The following is a 21699-nucleotide window of genomic DNA, read 5'->3' on the forward strand; positions in this document are numbered from 1 at the left end:
TTGCTCGACCTCCCTATCGTTATTGTACATTGTCCTCTTCGTCAATTCCTTTGCGTAATGCATTCCAGGCCAGAGTGGCACATTTGATGCGTGCAGGGAACTTGTTCACACCGGATAGGGCTTCGAGATCTTCATAATCGTCGAAATCGACTTCTCCCCCTTGCATCAATGAGGAGAAACGGTTAGCCAGATCGAGTGCCTGCTCTATCGTCTTGCCTTTGACAGCCTCCGTCATCATCGATGCCGAAGACATGCTGATAGAACAACCTTCCCCCGTATACTTGGCCTCCTGAACGATTCCGTCATTCAGCATCAGCTGCAGTGAAATCCGGTCGCCGCACGTTGGATTGTTTAAATTCACCGTTACGACGTCATTCTCAAACGTTCCGCGGTTACGCGGATTTTTGTAATGGTCCATTATAACACGTCGGTACAGATCATCAAGTTGCATCGCCAAAATACTCCTTTGTCTGGATTAAGGCGCTGACAAGCCGATCTACATCTTGCTCATTGTTGTATAGATAAAAGCTCGCACGAGCCGTTGAACTTACTTCAAGCCAGCGCATAAGCGGCTGACAGCAGTGGTGCCCTGCACGAATTGCTATACCACTGGCATCCAGGACGGTAGCCACATCATGGGGATGAACATCTCCCAGATTAAAGGTTACGACACCAACATGACGTTTAGCCGGACCATAGATCGTTAGTCCATCAATCTCTGATAGGCGTTCCGTTGCATATGCGGCCAGTACACCTTCATGATGAGCAATTTCATCCATACCGATCTGCTCCAGGAAATCAATGGCAGCGCCCAACCCTACTGCTCCTGCAATAATGGGGGTTCCACCTTCGAATTTCCACGGCAGTTCTTTCCAGTTGGAGTCGTACAGTCCCACGTCATTAATCATTTCACCACCGAATTCGATCGGTTCCATGGACTCCAGCAGCGCCTTTTTGCCGTAGAGTGCACCGATACCGGTCGGAGCGCACATCTTGTGACCGGACAGCGCATAGAAATCACAGTCCAGATCTTGCACATCCACCTTCATATGCGGTGAGCTTTGTGCGCCATCCACAACGATAACTGCACCGTTGCGATGGGCGATTTCAGCGATTTGTTTAACGGGATGCACCAGCCCCATCACATTGGATACATATGCAATCGCGACAACTTTGGTTTTGTTCGTAATCGTCTGCTCCACATCGGCCAGTTCAATATGACCGTCAGGCTGAAGCGGAATGTACTTCAATGTGGCACCTGTCTCCTTGGCCACTTGCTGCCAAGGAATCAGGTTGCTATGATGCTCCATCTGTGTAAGAACAATTTCATCGCCTTCTTTACAGTTGGCGCGGGCATAAGACGAAGCCACCAGATTAAGAGCTGTCGTTGTGCCACGAGTGAAGATGATCTCCTGCGTACGACGAGCATTGATAAACTTGGCAACCTTCTCACGAGCGCCTTCATAAGCGTCCGTTGCACGGCTTCCGAGTGTATGCACACCGCGATGTACGTTGGAGTTTTCATACTCATAATAATGTTTAACCGCGTCAATCACAGCACGAGGCTTTTGCGAAGTCGCGGCACTATCTAGATATACGAGCGGATGTCCATTGATTTCCTGGTGGAGGATCGGGAACTGCTCGCGAATAGATGGGTTCATTGTCCCAGCTTCTTCTCAATCAGGGACTGCAATTGGGTACGCAGTGCTTCCAAAGGAATATCCGCCACCACCGGTGCGAGGAAGCCATAAATGATCAGGCGTTCCGCATCCGTACGGTTAATCCCGCGCGACATCAAGTAATGGATCTGCTCCGCGTTCACCTGGCCTACAGAAGCTGCGTGACCTGCTGTTACATCATCCTCATCAATCAGCAGGATCGGATTGGCATCTCCGCGTGCTTTAGGGCTCAGCATCAATACTTTCTCGGTTTGCTGTCCATCGGCTCTTGTAGCGCCTTTCTCGATCTTGGTGATACCGTTGATGATTGCCGAAGCCTCTTCACGCATAACCGCCCGTGTAATCATCTGACTTGGCGTATTTTTACCGAAGTGACGTGCTTCGGTTGTATAGTTAATCTTCTGTGAACCGGAACCAACAGCAATCACTTTGGAGTCTGAAGTGGATCCATTGCCTTTCAAGACACTCATCGTGTTGCTTGCTGTATCACCATTGTTCATCTCACCGACAATCCATTCAATCGAGCTGTCATTTTCCAGAACAGCACGGCGGAAAGATACATCCGTTACGTTGACATTCAATTGGTGTACCGTTGCAAAACGTACTTTCGCACCCGATTTTACGAAAACTTCCACAACGCCGTTATGGAATACCGGTGAAGAGAGTTCGCCAGATACATAGTTATCTACGTAAGTAACCGAACTGTTCGCTTCAGCAATAACCAGTACATGAGGTGCAAAGGTTGCAGAAGCATCGTCTGTAAGCAACACAGCTTGCAGTGGAACTTCAATGTTTACATTTTTCGGTACGTACAGGAACACCCCGCCATTCCACAAAGCTGCATGTAATGCGGCAATGGAATGTTCATCAGCTTTGACTGCTGTGTTCAGGTAAGATTTGACCAGATCGCCATGTTCACGAACAGCAGTTGCCAGATCCGTGAAGATAACACCTTGTGCTGCCAGATCAGCAGACAACTTGGAATATACTGCACCAGAGTTGCGCTGGATCACCAGACTGCCTTCTGCCTGGTCCTGAACCAGTTCTTTGATCGATGCAGGAACTTCTTCCAGGGAAGAAATCTTCGCACCTTCTTTATATGTGCCGTACTCGCTGACATTCCAGCGTTCGATTTTTTGTTTTTCCAGTTTGGGAAGCGCCAGCTCGCCCGCAAGCTTCAAAGCTTCGAGCCGCTGCTCAGTCAACCAGCCGGGTTCATTATTGCTTTCCGACAAGGCGCGAAGCGCTTCAGATTCAACCGGAAGAATTGTTTGTGTAGTCATCTATTATCCTCCTCCGTTTTGTCTTTACGCTTCTTGACCTACAGTTTCATCTGTGATTCCCAGTTCTGCTTTTACCCAATCATAACCTTCTGCTTCCAGACGTTGAGCCAGTTCAGGTCCGCCAGATTTCACGATACGACCTTGCATCATAACGTGAACGTAGTCAGGAGTGATGTAGTTAAGCAAGCGTTGGTAGTGGGTAATAATCAAGAAACCACGCTCTTCGCTCTTCATTGCATTTACACCGTCTGCGACAATTTTCAATGCATCGATGTCAAGACCGGAGTCGATCTCGTCAAGGACTACAATTTTAGGATCAAGCAGCATCATTTGCAGAATTTCATTCCGTTTCTTCTCACCGCCCGAGAATCCTTCGTTCAGGTAACGATGCGCAAACTCAGGGTTCATATCGAGTTCTTTCATTTTACCTTCCATTTGACGAATGAACTTGATCAGGGAGATTTCGTTACCTTCGCCGCGGCGAGCATTGATTGCACTACGCAAGAAGTCGGAGTTTGTTACGCCCGCAATTTCGCTCGGGTATTGCATTGCCAGGAATAGACCCGCACGTGCACGCTCATCTACAGCCATATCCAGTACATCTTCACCATCAAGTGTTACTGTACCATCTGTTACTTCATATTTAGGATGTCCCATCAGGGCAGAAGCCAACGTGGATTTACCTGTTCCGTTCGGTCCCATGATTGCGTGGATTTCTCCACCTTTCATCTCCAGGTTAATTCCCTTCAGGATTTCTTTACCTTCAATGGTCGCTTTCAGACCTTCAATGACGAAATTCGTAGTCATGTGTATTGTTTCCCTCCATTGATTAAATTGATGTTTGCTGTCGAAAACGAAAAAGCGCCTATTATATCTGAACAGGGCTTCCCCTGACTTTCTCTGTTTCATCATACATCTGTAAAGCAGTAATCACTTTAGAATAATTCTAAACTGATTCTCAATGATTATCAAGTCATTTCCTATCAATTGTTATCCTTCACAGGAAACTTCATTCCTTCTGATTCTATAATAAATGCTGATTTGAATCAAATGAGAAAACATCTTCTCCATCATTAGACAGTGATATAAATCACAAATTTCACAATTTGTTCAGCTTCTGCGCCGAATGAAAAAGGACTTATCCATTCCTGGACAAGTCCTCCACTGTAACATCATTAAGTTCTTATAAATAAACAGATTACATTCTGAGTGTCTCGTTAATCTTCTGTACCTGTTCGGCAAAATCCGCAACGTCCAGCACCGGCGTCATATCGCGCGGCACCAAACCATTCGGAATGGAAATCCAAGAACGGCAGCCATTATACTCAGGCAATACGGAAATCTCCATCGGTTCCTGCAAACGGTACACACGTAAAATCAAAACGTGGAGCGGATCTTTCTTTTTCCACTTCAAACGGGATTCGGCAAAATCCGCAGTCCACATATGATATTCCAGAAGTCGATCCAGCATCTCCTGATCTCGAATCTCCAAATCCTGCGTTACTTCAGCATACGCTGTAATGCGGACGGTTGAAGCTTCAGGCACCCATTCGGCCAGCGATTCTTCAACATAGGATTGATCCGAGGACTTGATCAGTTCTTTACGCTGATGCTCATAAGTCGGATACAAGTAAAATGCCAGACTTTTCAACTCAAAATGTTTTGTTTCCTCTACAATCCCGCCTTTGCGCATCACCATGATCTGCCGACCGTTTTCCAGCGCTTTGATGGCAGAAGCCCATTCCTTTAATGCCGGTACCGCTGTAGTGTCTGACATTGTGCTAGCCCTCCCCTGTCACTCTTGACAGCAGTATAGACGTTCAACACTCTTCTGACAACTTTCAGCAGGCGGTACCGGACACTTTAGGGATGATAACATTTAGCCCAAGTATGAACGAAGCATCCACATATGTTTCTCCAGATCTGCTTTAAATCCTGTCAGCATATCTGCAGTTGGCTGATCTTCAGCCGCATCGGCCATATCAATTCCTTCTTGATACTCATTGGAAAGTGTCGCGAAGTCTTCAATCAAGTTTTGTACCATAGCATTAGCATCTTCTTTACCGGAAGCTTCCTGAATCGAGGCCATCTCCAGATACTCTTTCATTGTTGCTGCCGGGCTGCCTTTCAGAGTAAGCAGACGCTCTGCGATCTCATCCATTTGAACGGTGATTTCATTATAAAATTCTTCAAATTTCACATGCAGTGTGAAGAAGTTCGGGCCTTTTACATACCAGTGATAATTATGGATTTTGACATACAACACGTTCAGGTTAGCCACCTGACGATTAAGTACTTGTTCCACGGATTTCGCTTGATCTGTTTTGTTTTTTGTAGCCATATTCTATCCCATCCTTTAATTTAAAATGTAGTCTGTCCAACGTCATTTTCAAGTGACCCTGCACGCAAGACAGAGAGTAAATGTTAGAACCCGGTGGGTTCATAAAAGTGTTGTGCGGCGCGGTTTTATTCAACCGTCCGGCCTATTCTTTTTTACCCTTCAGCCCGCTCTTCGAATCACAACAACTCTTACTTGTCTCAAAAAAAAGTTCAAAAACCGCGCTTTATCCGATATACTGTCATAAACCAAGCAAAGAAGTGGGTTTTCCTGTTTCTTCATATATATGGAGGTGGCACCTTTGACTCAATATCATCCTTTAACCCCACAAGAAGCGATCGAATTAGCCAAAACTTTACCGGGTCCATTTACGGCAGATGCGAATCTGGATTGTCGTGAGATCGGTGACGGTAACCTGAATCTCGTTTTTCATATTACGGATCAGAACTCCGATAAAAGTATCATTATCAAACAGGCGCTTCCTTATGCGAAAGTGGTGGGCGAATCCTGGCCGCTTTCCCTTGTACGTGCCCGCATTGAACGTGAAATCTTGCAGGAAGAATATCGATTATGCCCAGGAATGGTGCCCGAAGTGTATCATTATGACGATGATCTTGCATTAACGGTAATGGAGGATTTAAGTGACCACGTCATTATGCGCAAAGGTCTGATTGACGGAGCTTCCTACCCTCTTTTTGCCCAGCACATTGGGGAGTTTATGGCGAGAACCCTCTTCTTCACTTCCGACCTCGGCATGAACCAACAACAGAAAAAAGAACAGCAGGGAAGATTCGTCAACCCTGACCAATGTAAAATAACAGAAGACCTGATCTTTGATGAACCGTATCGAATTGCACAAAATAACAACTATGAAGCAGCGATCGAGGATGAAGCTGAAACGCTTCGTACGGACGAATCACTGCATTTGGAAATTGCTTTGCTACGAGAAAAGTTTTTGACCCACGGCCAGGCACTGCTTCACGCTGATTTGCATACAGGCAGTATTTTTGTCACAAGCGAGTCGACCAAAGTAATCGATCCTGAATTTGCTTTCTATGGACCGATGGGTTTCGATGTAGGCGCCGTACTGGCGAACCTGCTGCTTCATTATGTTTCGCTGTCTGGCCGTTTTCAGGATCAGTCCGCACGGAATGAACGTGAAACGGAGTTATTGGGTATGGTACGTGATGTATGGACTGAATTCGAAACTCGTTTCCGCGCACTCTGGGCTTCTGATCTCATTGATCCAATGGCTAAAACGCAGGGTTATCAGGACCTGTATGTACAGCAGTTATTTCGAGATACGATTGGTTTCAGTGGAGCGAAAATGGTACGCCGCATCGTGGGACTTGCCCACGTTGCTGACATAGACACCATTACGGACGCTGCTGATCGTGAACGCGCACAGCGCAAGGCACTGGCAATTGGTAAAGCCCTGATCATGAACAATCGGCATGTAAATACAATCGGTGAGGTGCTGGATTTGGTATCTTCTACCCTTACTACAGTTAAACTCTAAGATTATTGAACGGAGGAACTATCTATGACAACCCCTGAACATCAGCCTCTGTCTTCGCTAAACTGGAAAAAGGACAAGCTTGAAATGCTCGACCAGCGTCTGCTGCCTGAAACTATTCTGATGGTGAAACTTTATACCCCTGAGGAAGTATGGGAATCCATCCATTCCATGAAAGTGCGCGGAGCACCTGCCATTGGTATCGCTGCAGCGTTTGGCGTTGTGCTTGGAGCCAAAGCTTATGATGGTATCTCCATCCAAGGCTGGCTCGATCATGTGAAGTCTGTCTGTGCACACTTGGCGACATCTCGCCCAACAGCGGTAAATCTGTTCTGGGCGTTAGATCGCATGATGCAAAAGGCTAACCAAGTGGCAGAAACTGGATTGAGCCTGGAAAAAAGCACGGATGAACTTGAAGCGGAAGCACTATTGATTCAGAAGGAAGATGAAGAAGTGTGCCGCATGATCGGCGAAAATGCCTTACCTCTCTTTGCGGATGGGATGGGTGTACTAACCCATTGTAATGCTGGCGGTTTGGCTACAGCCAAATACGGCACGGCAACGGCTCCGATGTATCTCGCACAGGAGCGCGGCATTCATCTCAAGGTTTTTGCTGACGAGACACGTCCCGTCCTCCAAGGTGCGCGTTTGACAGCATTTGAGCTGCAACAAGCAGGAATTGATGTCACTCTGCTATGTGATAACATGGCTGGCATGGTCATGTCCAAAGGATGGATACAAGCTGTCATCGTGGGTACAGATCGGGTAGCAGCAAACGGTGATGTCGCCAACAAAATTGGTACGTACAGCCTCGCTGTGCTAGCCAAGGCGCACAACATTCCGTTCTATGTAGCCAGCCCATTATCAACCATCGATTTGTCCACATCGTCCGGCGATTTGATTCCCATCGAGGAACGTGCTGCAGAGGAAGTTACCGAAGGATTCGGCAAGCGTACTGCACCACAGGGTGTGAAGGTATTTAATCCAGCCTTTGACGTAACTCCAAACGAATACGTTACTGCCATAATTACGGAAAAAGGTATTGTTCGTGCTCCTTTTCAGGAGAACCTGGCTGCTTTATTTGCAGAATAAAAGACGGTGAACATGTAAAATCTCCCAACATAGCAACCATTGCTGAGGGTTTTTAAAGAAAAGGGACAAGAAGGATAAATCCGACTTCGTCCCTTTTCTCAGTTTCTATTTCTGTAGTGTAGTGTGCAAAGCTGTTCCCAGCACTTGTTTTAGATCATTTTTAACAATGCTTCTACACCTGTCATACCTACCGTAATCCCCATGGCTTCTGCCTCAGTCGTTACCGATTCCATAGGTGCATGAAGCAGTTGCTCCAGTGTTCGTACACCAACCGCACGCGCGGCCACAATCTTGCGATCGCCCAGCTTATCATTCAGTAAACCCACATCAAGAGCGCCGCACATGATATATCCTTTGGATGTATTAATCGTTAACAGCGTCGTTTTGGGAAGTTTCACTTCTACCCCAACGAGCACATGCTCTCCCACCACAATCGGCTCCATCGTCACCATAATCTCACGATCCACCTCCTCTTCAACAGATCACGATAATTGTATGCCTCTTGGCGAATCGACGTGTGGACACCTGCCGTGAACGAAGAAAAACTAAAACTGAAAATGGCTAAAGTGGGGGAGTACTTACGTGTTTACGTTCCCAGATGGAAGAAAAATGCCTGTAACCCAACTAGATATTTATAAAAATGAACTATATGATTAGAAAATTAAACAAAGAAGAGGGCATCGCTGCCCTCCCATATCTATATATTTTATTGTCTTACTTAGCCCTGGAATACATTTTATAGGATATAGACATATTCATAATCTCCCCGCTCTTTTACAATCAATGTCGTGATTCGATCACTTGCAGCCCGCTTACGAACGCTTGCAACGACATTTAATTCCTCATCAGCAACGACTCTCGGTTGAACCCAGGTATACAGATCAGGTTTAGAAACGATCATCTCCGTGTGCAGATCTGCAATTTGTCTAACATCAACCACGGACTGGAGATCTTTCCATTCTCGAACCTGAACAAAACTCTCCAAGTATTCTCTTTCCTTGACGCCAATATGTACTTCCAGATCATTCGAATATTTAACTTCCAGGCTTGAAAGAACATCCGGTCTGGATACAATCAAGTGCGAAATCATCTCTTCGACAAAAGGAATCTCTATAATACTATGCTTTTCATCTTCATCAGTTACTCTCGTCCACAACACACCGCCAAGATCAGGTCTACTCAACGCAAGTTCCGAAGTTATTGCAGCTTCATCACTGCGTATAACCGTTAACACCGAATCCAGTGTTTTTCTTGCTTTGGTGTAATTAGAAACTTCTACGACCGAAGGTAATTCAGGTTTAGATATGTACAAAACGTTCAATAAATCTGCATCGAAAGGCCTGGATACGGTCAACTCACTGACTAGAGACATCTTCGGATCAATCGTTATGGCTGAAAATAAATCAGGATGAGATACAGCAAGTTCCGCCACTTTTTCATCATCGGTGCTTTGCCTAACTGCTAATTCGCTATCCCTATCTGACTCTGTGCTTATCGAAACTGTAATCTTGGCTGGAGCTTCAGGCTTGGAGATACGAATGGATGCCTCTCGCTCACTCACCGCGCTTTCAACGATCCAAAGGATTGAATCTAAATCTGCTTCCGTTCGATGTCCTACGCCCATATATGCGTTCAGATCTGGACGATTCACAGCTACAATGGTAGGTGCATCATGATGCATATGATCTTCATAACGATGTACATATAAATTAGATTGCAGCCAAGCAAAATCGATATCACTATGCACAATTAACGTCGTTTTGAGTTCCTTACGTCCTGCTCCATAGACAAAAAGTTCACTTTGTTTTTCCGTACGTCCAATGGAATAAATCTGCGAAGTAATATACTTGATCTGTAATACAGGTGGCTTGGCAGACTCACGGGTGTTGAAATAGATTGGAGTTAAACCATTAGATTGAATCATCATGCCAATATTCTGGAGTCCACCGTTCCTGAGCATCTTCAATATGTCCATCATATCAAATTCAACATAACGCTCGCTTGTATTGATTCGATAGCTTGATGTTAAGCGTTGAATCGAATGAGGCTTGTTCGCGTAAGTAATCCCATACTCACTCAACAATGTATCCGGCTGATGTAGTTCAATAGATGCTCCTGGCGAGATCGTTCCTGTGTAATATAATTTTAGCTTGGCTTCTTCCAGATACATCAGATCAGGTATTCGTGTATCTATGTCTCCAAAATCGATGAATGATTCGAATTGCTCCAATTCATCCCGACCTATCATCATACGCTGTGTATCACCAAAATTGATCGTTTGTAGGCGGGGCAGACTACGAGTGGTTGCATCTGCCACAGGTTTTAAGTTCATCGTGACTCTTGGTGCTTCCAGAAGCTCATATTTACCTTGTGCACGATTATGTTCTCTTACATAAAATGCACTTTCCAGATCATTTTTGGGTGATGCTTGGATGAAGCCATGCAAATCAGATTGCGTTGCATACACCACGGATAACGAACTTCGCATTTCTTTGAATTTTTTAACACGAGCAGAGACTTGGGAAAACCTCTCACTATTTTTCCTTATAGCAGATGTCAATGTTGAGGGCAAATCTGTGTCTATCTGATTGTATAAAACGTATTTCGCTCGGAAACGATTATCCGGACTTTTAAGGTGTATATAGCTGTTTAATGACGTCTCCCCGTTGTTAATTCCACTCACTTCCTGTCTCATTGTATTGAGAGCTACACTCGATCGGCCTTGACAATCATCTCAAAAATGCCATTCGGATCAGGCTTGGCATGAATATCAGTTGCAATCCGAATATAAAAATCAATGCTTTCTTCCGGCTTGATGAGCCCATAAGTCAAGTAATCCATCGGCAGAAATGGATCCGCCTGTCGGGATAATTGAACTTCAACTCCACTCGTTTGGAATCTCTTGTCCATTTCGAGATAAACATGATCTACAGCGTATCCAAGTTGATTGATCAGTTTAACTTTTTTGGTTAATGTTGTTTGACCAGCAATAATCACTTCATAATCAAGCTGCTTCAAAATGCCTCCAAACGTATCCGATAAGTAATCTCCTGATTCGTCCATAAACATTAGTCCTGAATAAGTTCCAATAAAACTAAACTCCCTGGAATCTACCGCACCCCAATAATCCTGGAATTCAACTCTTAATGAATTTTCCTTGCCAAAGAGGAACTTCCGTTCATTGATGTTAATCTCAATATTAAACGGCGAAGGCAGTAAACGTGTAAACTGTCCATCTGCTGGATAATACGATTGGCCGTTCAAAAGCACACGATATCTCACTTTGCCCTTGTCCGCATCTTCCAGTACACCTTGAAGTTTATTCCCGGAGAAATTCAGGTTTATCGTCGCGATTGTATTCAGTATTTGTAACGCCATCTGCTGAATTTCCACCGTATGACGGGGAGCATCCACAACCATCTTCATCTGATTCAAAGCATAGCTGTTCTCATAATGCTCACTGTTATCCAGATAATACGCAACCCGAGTAAGTCCTTCCAGATCTTGTTCAGGAATCGTGTTTAGCGTTTCAACATTCATTCCTTTTCTTTTGAACAATGTCGTGTTCTGAATGTCCAGACTGACCCACCTATCGAAGCGATACGTTTTCCACGTCAGCCCAGAATCAAACGAAGCAGCGAATCTTAATGTCCCCTCGGTGTGACTGTCAACGATTTTAGTAGCCACCAGCTTTTTGAGATCCCCGTATAATACCAGATCGGTTGGCTGTACAATAATCTGCTCGAACGGTAGCGCATCATAAATTAGTGACATATCTCGATTGCCAGCAATAACCTCTTCATCATTGGTCCATGTCACCACGTCAAAATCTCCCTCAAGTTCATCCAATGGGGAGTAGTTCGCAGTAAAATTCAATTCTGCCGATGTTTTCGCCGGATCATCGGTATAATAAAGCACGTCCACACTGTCGCCTAACTCGTCGTAGAGGGTGAATGGTTCGGTTTCAATTGTGATTGTTGATTCCGTCTGATTTGGGTCATCGGTATATTCAATGATTTTGATCTCTTTGTCTTCCCACTCTTCCGCGAGGGTGAAGGGTTCCGTTTCGATGTTGAAGGATACTTCCAATCTCTCTTGCTCGTCAGTGTAATAGCATAGATCCACTTCACCTTCTAGTTTTGACCATACAGATTCAGAAATGTTAGATAAATCGACTATGCCATATTTTACAAAATTTTGCTCTGTTATGGTCGGTGAAATGTTTATCCACTTTTCGTTATTTAAATATTTATAGTTTCCATCGTGATAAACAAGGAATCTGTTCTCCACTCCAGATATTACATCATTATATATTTCCACTTCATCCATTTGACCAGAATAGAATAATCTTGCCGCTGATAAGCTGGAAGCACCTATTACAAGATTGGCACTTGCAGACAAAGTTTCAGTTGCAGTAGCCGTTGTCTTTGTTACTGGATTTTTCATATCATCAACGTATAATTTAACAGCATTAACCGATGTAGTCCCATCCCATGTAAATAAGACATCGTGCCATTGATTGTCACATACTGAATCAGGTGACCAAACTCCAAATCGAAATGAACCAGCGGTCCCCTTACAGCTCGTCCAACCAATCTGACCAGTGTTAAGTATAGCTATCCTGTTTCCATGCCTATCCGAACTTCCAAGCTCATTAGAGACTAAAAACTCATTGCCTGATGGAATACCATTGCGTTTCAATTTAAATCTAATGCTCTTTTTTCCTATGGGTATAACTTGACTATTAAATTGAATAAGACTTGATCCATCAAAGGATCTAGCATTTCCTTTAAATCCAGAAACAATTGATGTACCTGTAACAGTAGTAGTGTTCGCTCCTCTGCTGTCAATGACACTCGTAGGAATTGTCTCATCCAATTTGAACCAAGCTACCCCATGCTTATCCATATTGTACCTTGTGTTAGCCATGTATTCCTCCAGCTCCTCTCCTAACTCTCTATGATACCTGTCAAATAATCATTTCATAAACTTATGTAATTGATACGCTTTTGATTGGTAATTGAGATGTGTCGATCTTTTGTTTGAAGACTTTACCTGATTCAAGCTGTATTGAGTCATGTTTGTTATATTCTCGAATATTCAATTCTTCATTTATATCAATCTGAAACCCTTTGTCCATTCCCTTTTGAATATAATTAATTTCATTCAAGGGAATTTCTAATAAAATAGGGGGCATTAATCCATAGAATTGAACGAAATAAATGGTAATCCAAGCATTTCCACTGGTCACCAATGTTGCTTTTAATTTATAGTAACTATAATTTTTTTCATTTTGCACATCGAAGGTTTGTATTGCAGATGTATTTGATATCAATGATGTTTTTGTATCAAGTATGTCCCAAGAAGTTCCATTATTAGATGCCATAAATTTAAATGTTCTCAATCCAGCTAAAAAAGAATATCTTTTCACACACACAGGTTCATTGAATTTATAACCTATATATACTGGTTTTGATGAATCAGGTATGAAGTTAGTTCCATAATATGTAGTCTCATCATTATCAAATGCCTTCCATGTGTAACCCGTTGAATAGCTTGCCGATCCGATAGCACTGCCAATTTCATTATCAAATCCATCCATCAATGGAATTAGCGGCATGCCAACCTTTTGGTAAAAGGAGTATGTTGTATTTTCTGATGAAACTAAAAATTTATTAGCAATTGGATCAATTACAGAATTATAGATTTCGAAAGAATCTAAGTCGAATTTTGCATACAATGAAGCTGATACCGCCCGTCCGATGGTCAATCCACCTGTATAATAAGGTGTCTTCTCTTCAGATAACGATGTTGCTTGGGATACAGGAGTTTTCATATTATCCATATATAACTTAACTGCATTTTTATTTGTCGTTCCATCCCACGTAAATAGATAATCGTGCCATTGACCATCACAAATATTATTTGGAGTAAAAACTTGAAATCTTAATGTGCTTTGTGCTTGCCCAGCGTTAAACCATAGTCTTCCAGTTGTGAATTCCACCCCACATCCAAGACCGTGCTGAGAAGCATAACTTTCAACAGACATAAATGGGTACGCATTACTAGAGGGGAGTGTTGTCGGAAAACGCATTCTTAAACGAATACTCTTTGCTCCCATAGGTATGACAGGATTCCCATTAAATTTAATAAAATCACTTGTTCCGTTAAAAGACCTTGCTTTCCCTGTAATTCCAGGAATAATCGTCGTTCCATTTACTGTTGCTACGCTTGTTCCCTTACTATCCACTACAGATGTTGCAACTGTTTCATCAAACTTATACCATGCAACTCCATACCTATTCATTAAATACGTTGTATGTGTAGGATTATAATTTGACACATCAGCATCTCCTTTCACAACCAAATAAACACACCGAATTGGTGTGTCCTGGAGCTATCCTAGTTTAATTTTATCTACTCTACGCTTTGACATATCAACTGTATGTTCAAAGGTTTTTCCTGATTCTAGCGTATGTTCGACGCTAACTACGTCTTTCAATTTCGAGTATATCTCACTAGTTACATCTTCCATACCATACTTAATAAATTCATTTTCTCGACACCTATCTAATTGTATAATTAAGGGTTCGATTTTTTCATGCATTGTTAATTCACTTATTAGCATACCCCTGGCATTTTGATATGGAAGAGTTATACTCAAACGATAAATAACATATGAAGTTTCGTTTTCAAAATCAAAATAATCGTAGTCTCCTGCTTTCCATGTAGAGAAGTTTTTAACTTCATTTAGCACAATCCAACTTACTCCATCATTAGAGCCTTCAAAAGTCCAACTTTTAGGATAATAGGGTTCCTGTGAAGATAGTTGTTTAATCCCATACCTATTAATTTTTTTGGGAGTAACGAAAGCATATTGAATCCACCAGGGAGTGTTTGTACCAGAATACCAAGAGGTAGAGTCGCTTCTATCAAATGCTTTGTAAACCTCTCCACCAGAATTAGCCTGAGAAGCACTAGCAGTCCCAACAGATGAAACATTGCTCGTCAACTGAGGAATGTAACTCGCTGTGTATGAAGTCTTTTCTACCCTAAAAGACTTTTCACCAGATACAAGTAAGATCTTGCTTGAAATAATTGCAGGAACAAAAAGTGTCTGTACAGTATTAACCTGACTCGTTGGCGTGATAATAGTTTGGACTAGAACTTTCTCATTTTCATCTACAAGTTCAACTGTAACAGGCTTATCTATTCCCCTATTAGTGAATGCACCATCAGGACGTGCCACAAACTCAATTTTATATAATGTACTTAAGGGAACTTTAAATTCAACAGTCAGTGTGTAAACAGAAGCAGCGCTATCCGTAAGCCAGTAACAATTATCTGTGTACGTCCCACGTTGTAGTTTATTTACATCGAAAGCAAATGGCATGTAATAATAATTATTCGATAAGTATCCAACAGTCGCGGTAGTTAAAAAGTTCTGTGTTTCTCCGCTGGTTGGGTTAGCCGAAATTTGTGTTCCAGAGCTCACGATTTCACTTTCACTCTTATAAAACCTCACTCCACCGAAAGCGGTATATTGATAACTTGATTTCTGTAGTATGAGTCTTACTTTCTTTATAGCCATCAGATCCTAACCCCTTTCTTATATGATCAAATAAATGAAGTAAAGCATAGATATCTTCACTTCACAATTAAATTCATAATTCTCGAATATTTATTCAAATCAATACTTGCTTTGAATAAATGTCCCGAACCTAATGCTCCCTCTACACTCATTCCCTGAGTGAAATCTGTTGATTTCCTATCAAGGACAGATAAATCATTCATTGCTTCTTTAATAAAAGTGTTTACTGATGGTAATGTTGTAGAGATTGTACTCCACGCAGATGGAGTCGGAGGAGTAATAGGCTCATACATCTCAACATCTCCTAAACCTACATAATTAGCATGACCATTATTTAATGAAATGTTAAGCCTGTATTTTTTGTATGCATCGGCATTATCCATACTAAAACTCTTTACCTCGGATGCAGTTGTCCAAACATGATTACTTTGAGTATCTAGTATTGTCCAATTAGTACCATCATTACTTCCTTCAAATGTCCAATTTTTTGGATGAGCTGAAAACTCTATATTTACAGGTGTTCCAGTGGATTTGACCTTGTACAAAGTAATATTCTTAGTGGCTGGAAATTCATACGCCAACCACCCTGTCTTCTGTCCATTCGATGATAACCATCCTTGATTGGTTGCTCTATCAAATGATTTAAATGGTTCGTAAAAAGTTGTATTATATACACTACTTGCACTTGCAACTCCACTAGGCGTAGTATTTGAGGTCATTGCAGGGATAACATTTTCTTTAGTTACTTTCACAGTTTTATTATATTTCTTATAAATCTCATCATGCTTAATTAACGACCTATACACAGGAAGAATAGTAACTTCCATTACTGGTCTGAATCCAGTAGCAGTTGCCCCCGCTATATAGGCTGATGGATTGTATCCGCTTGCCCCTACGTTTCCATTTGCCCCCCGACCTGTTCTGTTTCCTGTTCCAGCAGCGTTGGTCGTTGAAGTCCAAGAAGCACCACCATTATAATTCCATACATGGTTATCTCCAGCGTTGACCTTTCCATTCAAAGTGGAGTTTACAATGTACTTATCCCATTCATTATCTTTATCTGATGCGTTGATACCACCTGTAAGGAGCCGAATTAAAGTTGCTGCCTCTTTAGGTCCTGCGAATGAAACTGACAACCCACCAACCATACCATTTGCATTAATAACATCCCAGCTGATAGCATTCTGAATGTTGCGATCAGCTACCAGTAATTTTCGACCATTCCAATTCTCCACCATGATGAAGTAAAAATCACCATTTGGAGTTGCGGAGCCTGATGGAGGAAGAAAAACAGAAGTTTGTTCTCCTAATCCGCTGAATGATCCAATTGTATTTGCTATTGAAGACTGGTAATGACATCTGATACGCTTGCCAACCTCAAGATTTGCAACATTGGTTACTTCATCTGGATGAAACAGGCGTCCAGAAAAATCAATATCAATGGCATCAATAATTAAGCCTCCAGATGATCCGCTTACTACATGTTGACCTATAACAACTTCATGATATCCCAACTCTAAACCTATCACCTCATATGCAAGAACTTGATAAGCCAAAGGCTTATTGATCACAATAGGTTCTTCTGCTTTTCCATCAATTTTGATGAAAACGCCAGAAGAAGGATATGGATCGTAGAATAAGCTAATTAATCTAAGCTTCGTACCATAGAATCTAAACTTACATGTTTGCTCACTAGCGTTTGGCACTACTTGATGTGCTCCTCCATTGTAACAATTGGAGTTGCTTGAATATGTGAATGATGGAGTATATACCAATCTTGGGTCTGTATCGTCTATACGTTTCCAACCTGAATCTGGTGAAGTTAATGGTTCCCCTACTTCTACTTTAAGGTTTCCTGCAACATCAATATCAATATAATCAAGTGCGAAAGTACTATTTACTGAATTTGATGTACTTTTATCTAAATTTCTTATAACAACAGAATGCTCTCCTTCAGAAAAATCCGTTTTTACAAATCCAACAGTGCTGGAAGTGATTGCTCTTTTCAATCCAGTTACATAATTACCTAAATTCACTCCATCAACTTCAATCGTAAAACCTGAATGCTCATTCGTATTGAAATATAGAACACCTACAATTAATTTCTTTCCTGTAAATTTGAACGAAATCGTGTCGGTTGTACTTTGATGATTACTGTCAATGTATGATAATGTTCCCAAGTAAGTACCATATTGAGTATACGACTGTCTAAACGCTGTAGGTGCATTGAATTTCATTCTAAAATCCCTATCATCATATCTTTTCCAGCCACTTTCTGGCGCTGTTAATTGTTGACCTATTGTAGCCATCATTACACCTCTTTATATTCAAATACAGGACGAAACCCTTGAGTAATACCGTTCCACACTAAATCCCAACTAGATGTTGCAAAGTTAAAGTCTGCTGTACTACCTGAGTATGTTATAATGCCACGATGAACCCTTGCCACATTGGTAGATGGATTTGGCGCACCGCCAGGAATTGGATGATTAATCCCAATGATAGGTACATCTTGACACCAAGTAACTGCGTTTTCTTTGTGATGGAACACTTCATTCAGTGTTTTACCTACTTGAATTTTTTCGTCTAAAAAACCAATGATATATTTATCCCATTCGCTATTTTCAGGAAAAAATCCGCTACCATTGTTAGTTAATCTTGGATTTCCATTTACATCAGTATATGAAATCGCTCCTGTAAGAGATCGAAGCTTCCCATAATTCCCACTTATAGTTATACTTATTCCTTGTATAAGTTTTAGACTATTTAATTTATCCCATGAAACAGTATTGCTGACTACTCTGTCAGAAATAAGTAATCCTTTATCCACCTTAATGGCATACCAAAAATATTTGGACGGCATATTAGCTAATGGATGTCCTGTTACTGCAATTTCGGTATAAGCACTTGTACTTCCCCCAAAAATATATCCAGTAATGGTGCTATCGTATTTCCAGACAATATAATCTCCAATCACCATATCCTCTACACGTTCTCTCAACTGTCCGGTCGTTGCTGGAACTGCCATCGAATCACCCTTTCCCTACTCTGATCTGATCTATCTTTTTGAATTTCGTACGCTCAACCTTTTGTTGATAGAACGCTCCTGATGAAGTGACCGCTGTCTGATCCATTTTTAATGAGTATTTGGCCCTTAACCTAAGTGCACCAGAATCACTCTCTACGTAGGGATTGCTATACGTCCCCTTCTCCATGAAACTGTCTGTGTAAAAGGTCGATTCCTGCTTCTCGGCAGTGATCTCAATTCTCACCTTGGCATATTTTGCCTGAGCTTTGGGAACAGCAACTTGCTCCTGCACATCCTCGTATTCAGTCCACTGAAATCCGTCATCCGAGGTACTCCAATAGATCTTATATACTGAACCAGCCGAGCTACTAATGTGGGCAGATACTCCATTGAAAGAAGCAAACTTATCCCGAATTAGAATAGCGTCTGACTCCCAGAAACCCGAGGATACATAAATTACATTTCCATCCGCATCTCTCCCCTGTTCTTCAAGTCTTAACTTTTGATCCTGGTAAATCGTATTGTTAAACGTACCAATGGACAAATCAATGTCCAAATCAATCTCCTGAATCGCCATATCCACACACCCTTATCTTGTCGAAATCTCATTAGCGAAGATCCCAGTTTATGATTCCCGCATGGTTAGCTTTTAACGAAGCTACGACCCGATCTATGATCAACCCATTTTTACGAATGATTAATTGACCGGGCAGATCTATATTCGAAGTGATCTTAATTTGAAAGAATGCACTTTGATTCATTGGTAAAGAGCACACACATTGAAAGTTGATAATCGCATCGTGCAGATCCATTGTTTTTTTGTAGCCAAAATTAAAACACTCAATCGCATTTTTGAAAGCTCCCGATTTATTTCGACCAGTGAACTCTCTCATGCTTGTTTCGGAAGCTCCATTCTTGTATTGGATAATATCATTGTATACAAATGTTCTTCCCGTTAGCGGATACTCTTGCCCTTCACATTCATAAGCGATCGAATAACGATCCATGTTTATATGGAAAACTCCGTTGGCAACGTTGTAATACGCCTGCGAACCTTGCCCAATGACTCCGAAGTATACGAGCTTATCTTTTTGAATATCATAAAAATTCGTTGAACGTTTTGTCTGCAGATCATATTCGCTCAAAAAGGTTCCATCGTAATAATCAGCAATCCATACATAAGCTTGCGGTACCGGTGAACGAACATACTGCTTCTGACCTAAAATCACAATTTTGCCTCCTCAACTACGGTATAAAAATTGAAAGAGACAGACCGAATAGCCTGTCTCTTTCTTTCATCAACTAACCTTACACATAACGATAGGAGATACGTTTCTTGAATTCCTGTTTACCGCTGCGAGCGTTCAAAGGAACTTCACATTGAATGGAAAGTGTCACATAGTTACCTGCGGCATCTTGCGGTTTGCCATTATTGTTAACTCCCAAAATTTCTTTTGCTCCTGGCACCAATGGTGTGGCATGAGGTGTACCCGAATAATCCAGTGTTGTTTTACCTGTCGTTCCAATCGGCTTCGAAAAGTCTCTACCTACACGCGAGCTCTCTTCATCCAGATCATTTTCTCCAAGGGAGTCCACCTGCACATGAAACCAGTTGTTCCTTACAGCTTCAATATTGAATTTTTCAGTATCCCCATTGCCTCCATCCAGGTCTCGTGTAGTAATGGTGCAATCCTCCATTTTGGATACATCCGCAGCACCCCCTTTGTTGTTCCAAACATTGAAAATAAAAATGTCACTTTTATCATCAGCATCAATAACTTGATAATCAAACGGAGCTACTATTTCCTTGTTATGTGTTGCGTCCATCCATGAAATAATCGGTTGTGTCATACTAATCATTCTCCTTTGTGTTAAGTTCTAATAGCGAATTGAATGGTAACGACTCCAGGGACTACCCCTACAGAAAAATAACCTTTCACATTTAGAGTTTTCCCTTGAATTAGAAAAGGGGCTCAAACTCCAATCATCTCTGGATACACCCGTTTTTATAGCTTCTCTAATCAAGGCTTCTACTTGTGCTAAAGTTAAATCATTTGGCATAATTCAGATGTGGTTCATTCTCTAATTTTTCCGGTGTTACTTTGGTTACGCTGAAAGTGTATCCATGATAACCACAACATAACAAGTAGTCGTTTATTCCGTTGTACGCTTGCCAAAGCTTGAGCATAGACGTCGTTATAATCAGATCCACTTCACGTATATCTACCGACTCGCCCCAAGCATCCATGACCATATATTGACGCGCGATCCGATCAGCAAACTCATGATAATCAAACGTGAACACCATGCCTTTGCAGAAGCTGTTGCGGATACAAAAACCACGAGGGATATAATCATGACCAAGTTCTTTTGCCCATAAGTTACTCAGCGCTGGTGAGATCAAACCGAATCCATCACTCCTATTCAATTGAATAGACTGATCTTGTTTCTTCTCAACCTGGGGATATTCGCTCTCGGCATCATCAATTTGAATAATATCGGCACAAAATTCGGTGATACAGTCCGGCACAACCAACACAAGCTCAGGATGAGATACTGGAGTACTGGTACTACAAGCAAGAGCTTTGTATGCCTCCAATTGGGCAGGAATCATCTCCATATTTGGATTTCTGCCATTATTCAGTCTGCGTTCCAGTGGCGCGTGAATATCCTCACTCACGTAGATCACAGTTGAACTCTCGGCACTACCGATGGTAGCCATCAAGCGCTTGTATTTTTTACCATTCAGTTCAAATCCTTTGGATGAGTTTAAGCGATCATAATCTTTATTATTTTCGATGATGACCAGTAGATAATCTGCAACAAACTTAAGTTTATTTTGATTCTCATGCAGCTTTTTAATTGTTCGTTTATGCTGAACCGTCGTCTTCAACGCTTTGATGCGCTTGAGTTCTTGCCGAATCTCCTGCCACTGTTCTTCCATTTTCTTCTGTGAACGAAGCTGATCAATGAACCGGAAGACTTGATGGTTACCAATTACTGCTAATTCTCCGTTTATTGAAGCCTCTTGATAGGTTAGAGACAGTTGATAATTCGCTTTTTGAATCCGTGAAGAGGTGACCTTGTATACGTATCTCAAACGATTCTGATATGAATTGTCCATTGTATTCCCCCTATTGCTTCCTAACCTGATTACTAAATTATAGCTGGG

General features: G+C 41.9%; 19 protein-coding genes. 2 read left to right on the top strand and 17 right to left on the bottom strand.

Translation table 11 applies throughout. The annotated features are described in order from the left end of the window. Positions 1–19 precede the first annotated feature (19 nt). From sufU to ACR8BL_RS07440, 6 genes are all read right to left on the bottom strand, one after another. Positions 20–451 carry a Fe-S cluster assembly sulfur transfer protein SufU gene (sufU, locus tag ACR8BL_RS07415; protein ID WP_434752005.1) on the bottom strand — a complete coding sequence of 144 codons (432 nt, stop codon included), beginning with the start codon at positions 449–451 and terminating at the stop codon, positions 20–22. Further along, the gene (locus tag ACR8BL_RS07420; protein ID WP_434752006.1) at positions 441–1661 is read right to left on the bottom strand and encodes a cysteine desulfurase; all 1221 of its coding nucleotides are present in this window, start codon (positions 1659–1661) and stop codon (positions 441–443) included. The genes sufU and ACR8BL_RS07420 overlap by 11 nt, the downstream gene beginning before the upstream one ends. Continuing rightward, complete coding sequence (gene sufD, locus ACR8BL_RS07425; protein ID WP_434752007.1) at positions 1658–2962, bottom strand: Fe-S cluster assembly protein SufD; 1305 nt, start codon at positions 2960–2962, stop codon at positions 1658–1660. The genes ACR8BL_RS07420 and sufD overlap by 4 nt, the downstream gene beginning before the upstream one ends. A 24-nt stretch (positions 2963–2986) precedes the next feature. After that, the gene (sufC, locus tag ACR8BL_RS07430; protein ID WP_434752008.1) at positions 2987–3769 is read right to left on the bottom strand and encodes a Fe-S cluster assembly ATPase SufC; all 783 of its coding nucleotides are present in this window, start codon (positions 3767–3769) and stop codon (positions 2987–2989) included. Positions 3770–4160: 391 nt separating this feature from the next. Beyond that, a complete protein-coding gene (locus tag ACR8BL_RS07435; RefSeq protein ID WP_434752009.1) occupies positions 4161–4739 on the bottom strand; it encodes a DUF1802 family protein in 579 nt (192 codons plus the stop codon). 102 nt (positions 4740–4841) lie between these two features. Continuing rightward, positions 4842–5303, bottom strand: a complete 462-nt coding sequence (locus ACR8BL_RS07440; RefSeq protein WP_434752010.1) for a Dps family protein — start codon at positions 5301–5303, stop codon at positions 4842–4844. 298 nt (positions 5304–5601) lie between these two features. On the opposite strand from ACR8BL_RS07440, the gene mtnK reads away from it, so the two are divergent. Beyond that, on the top strand, positions 5602–6819 hold the full coding sequence (mtnK, locus tag ACR8BL_RS07445) for an S-methyl-5-thioribose kinase (RefSeq protein WP_434752011.1): 1218 nt from the start codon (positions 5602–5604) through the stop codon (positions 6817–6819). Between the two features lie 24 nt (positions 6820–6843). Next, positions 6844–7908, top strand: coding sequence for an S-methyl-5-thioribose-1-phosphate isomerase (gene mtnA / locus ACR8BL_RS07450; protein WP_434752012.1), 1065 nt, complete (start codon positions 6844–6846; stop codon positions 7906–7908). A 149-nt stretch (positions 7909–8057) separates the two neighbouring features. Here mtnA and ACR8BL_RS07455 read toward each other — a convergent pair whose 3' ends face one another. The 11 genes from ACR8BL_RS07455 to ACR8BL_RS07505 all read right to left on the bottom strand — a co-directional run bounded on the left by ACR8BL_RS07455 (position 8058) and on the right by ACR8BL_RS07505 (position 21651). Continuing rightward, positions 8058–8360: a YunC family protein gene (locus tag ACR8BL_RS07455; RefSeq protein WP_434753045.1), complete on the bottom strand. Its 303-nt coding sequence runs from the start codon at positions 8358–8360 to the stop codon at positions 8058–8060. Between the two features lie 284 nt (positions 8361–8644). Then, the gene (locus tag ACR8BL_RS07460) at positions 8645–10396 is read right to left on the bottom strand and encodes a CBM96 family carbohydrate-binding protein (protein ID WP_434752013.1); all 1752 of its coding nucleotides are present in this window, start codon (positions 10394–10396) and stop codon (positions 8645–8647) included. A 218-nt stretch (positions 10397–10614) separates the two neighbouring features. After that, positions 10615–12837: a LamG domain-containing protein gene (locus tag ACR8BL_RS07465; RefSeq protein ID WP_434752014.1), complete on the bottom strand. Its 2223-nt coding sequence runs from the start codon at positions 12835–12837 to the stop codon at positions 10615–10617. 61 nt (positions 12838–12898) lie between these two features. Continuing rightward, a complete protein-coding gene (locus ACR8BL_RS07470; protein ID WP_434752015.1) occupies positions 12899–14251 on the bottom strand; it encodes a LamG-like jellyroll fold domain-containing protein in 1353 nt (450 codons plus the stop codon). 54 nt (positions 14252–14305) lie between these two features. Next, the gene (locus ACR8BL_RS07475; protein ID WP_434752016.1) at positions 14306–15499 is read right to left on the bottom strand and encodes a discoidin domain-containing protein; all 1194 of its coding nucleotides are present in this window, start codon (positions 15497–15499) and stop codon (positions 14306–14308) included. A gap of 56 nt (positions 15500–15555) precedes the next feature. Further along, a complete protein-coding gene (locus ACR8BL_RS07480) occupies positions 15556–17811 on the bottom strand; it encodes a discoidin domain-containing protein (protein ID WP_434752017.1) in 2256 nt (751 codons plus the stop codon). Next, a complete protein-coding gene (locus tag ACR8BL_RS07485; RefSeq protein WP_434752018.1) occupies positions 17811–18527 on the bottom strand; it encodes a hypothetical protein in 717 nt (238 codons plus the stop codon). The genes ACR8BL_RS07480 and ACR8BL_RS07485 overlap by 1 nt, the downstream gene beginning before the upstream one ends. 4 nt (positions 18528–18531) lie before the next feature. Further along, positions 18532–19104 carry a hypothetical protein gene (locus tag ACR8BL_RS07490; protein ID WP_434752019.1) on the bottom strand — a complete coding sequence of 191 codons (573 nt, stop codon included), beginning with the start codon at positions 19102–19104 and terminating at the stop codon, positions 18532–18534. 31 nt (positions 19105–19135) lie between these two features. Continuing rightward, entirely contained in the window at positions 19136–19756 is a 621-nt protein-coding gene (locus ACR8BL_RS07495; RefSeq protein ID WP_434752020.1) for a hypothetical protein, read from the bottom strand. Positions 19757–19835: 79 nt separating this feature from the next. After that, positions 19836–20378 (bottom strand): hypothetical protein, encoded by a 543-nt coding sequence (locus ACR8BL_RS07500; RefSeq protein ID WP_434752021.1) that lies wholly within the window; start codon positions 20376–20378, stop codon positions 19836–19838. 199 nt (positions 20379–20577) lie between these two features. Then, complete coding sequence (locus ACR8BL_RS07505) at positions 20578–21651, bottom strand: RNA dependent RNA polymerase (protein ID WP_434752022.1); 1074 nt, start codon at positions 21649–21651, stop codon at positions 20578–20580. Positions 21652–21699: the final 48 nt, after the last annotated feature.

Origin of the sequence: Paenibacillus amylolyticus, assembly GCF_051136285.1 — a bacterium.
GTDB lineage: Bacteria > Bacillota > Bacilli > Paenibacillales > Paenibacillaceae > Paenibacillus > Paenibacillus amylolyticus_F.

What these genes read in the sequence shown, in the direction of transcription:
- ACR8BL_RS07465 (WP_434752014.1), bottom strand. Translation starts at nt 12,837, where the DNA reads ATGGCTAACACAAGGTACAATATGGATAAGCATGGGGTAGCTTGGTTC.
- ACR8BL_RS07485 (WP_434752018.1), bottom strand. Translation starts at nt 18,527, where the DNA reads ATGGCAGTTCCAGCAACGACCGGACAGTTGAGAGAACGTGTAGAGGAT.
- sufU (WP_434752005.1), bottom strand. Translation starts at nt 451, where the DNA reads ATGCAACTTGATGATCTGTACCGACGTGTTATAATGGACCATTACAAA.
- ACR8BL_RS07435 (WP_434752009.1), bottom strand. Translation starts at nt 4,739, where the DNA reads ATGTCAGACACTACAGCGGTACCGGCATTAAAGGAATGGGCTTCTGCC.
- ACR8BL_RS07460 (WP_434752013.1), bottom strand. Translation starts at nt 10,396, where the DNA reads ATGCGAAGTTCGTTATCCGTGGTGTATGCAACGCAATCTGATTTGCAT.
- ACR8BL_RS07455 (WP_434753045.1), bottom strand. Translation starts at nt 8,360, where the DNA reads ATGGTGACGATGGAGCCGATTGTGGTGGGAGAGCATGTGCTCGTTGGG.
- ACR8BL_RS07480 (WP_434752017.1), bottom strand. Translation starts at nt 17,811, where the DNA reads ATGATGGCTACAATAGGTCAACAATTAACAGCGCCAGAAAGTGGCTGG.
- ACR8BL_RS07500 (WP_434752021.1), bottom strand. Translation starts at nt 20,378, where the DNA reads ATGACACAACCGATTATTTCATGGATGGACGCAACACATAACAAGGAA.
- ACR8BL_RS07475 (WP_434752016.1), bottom strand. Translation starts at nt 15,499, where the DNA reads ATGGCTATAAAGAAAGTAAGACTCATACTACAGAAATCAAGTTATCAA.
- ACR8BL_RS07440 (WP_434752010.1), bottom strand. Translation starts at nt 5,303, where the DNA reads ATGGCTACAAAAAACAAAACAGATCAAGCGAAATCCGTGGAACAAGTA.
- sufD (WP_434752007.1), bottom strand. Translation starts at nt 2,962, where the DNA reads ATGACTACACAAACAATTCTTCCGGTTGAATCTGAAGCGCTTCGCGCC.
- ACR8BL_RS07490 (WP_434752019.1), bottom strand. Translation starts at nt 19,104, where the DNA reads ATGGCGATTCAGGAGATTGATTTGGACATTGATTTGTCCATTGGTACG.
- mtnA (WP_434752012.1), top strand. Translation starts at nt 6,844, where the DNA reads ATGACAACCCCTGAACATCAGCCTCTGTCTTCGCTAAACTGGAAAAAG.
- sufC (WP_434752008.1), bottom strand. Translation starts at nt 3,769, where the DNA reads ATGACTACGAATTTCGTCATTGAAGGTCTGAAAGCGACCATTGAAGGT.
- ACR8BL_RS07505 (WP_434752022.1), bottom strand. Translation starts at nt 21,651, where the DNA reads ATGGACAATTCATATCAGAATCGTTTGAGATACGTATACAAGGTCACC.
- ACR8BL_RS07420 (WP_434752006.1), bottom strand. Translation starts at nt 1,661, where the DNA reads ATGAACCCATCTATTCGCGAGCAGTTCCCGATCCTCCACCAGGAAATC.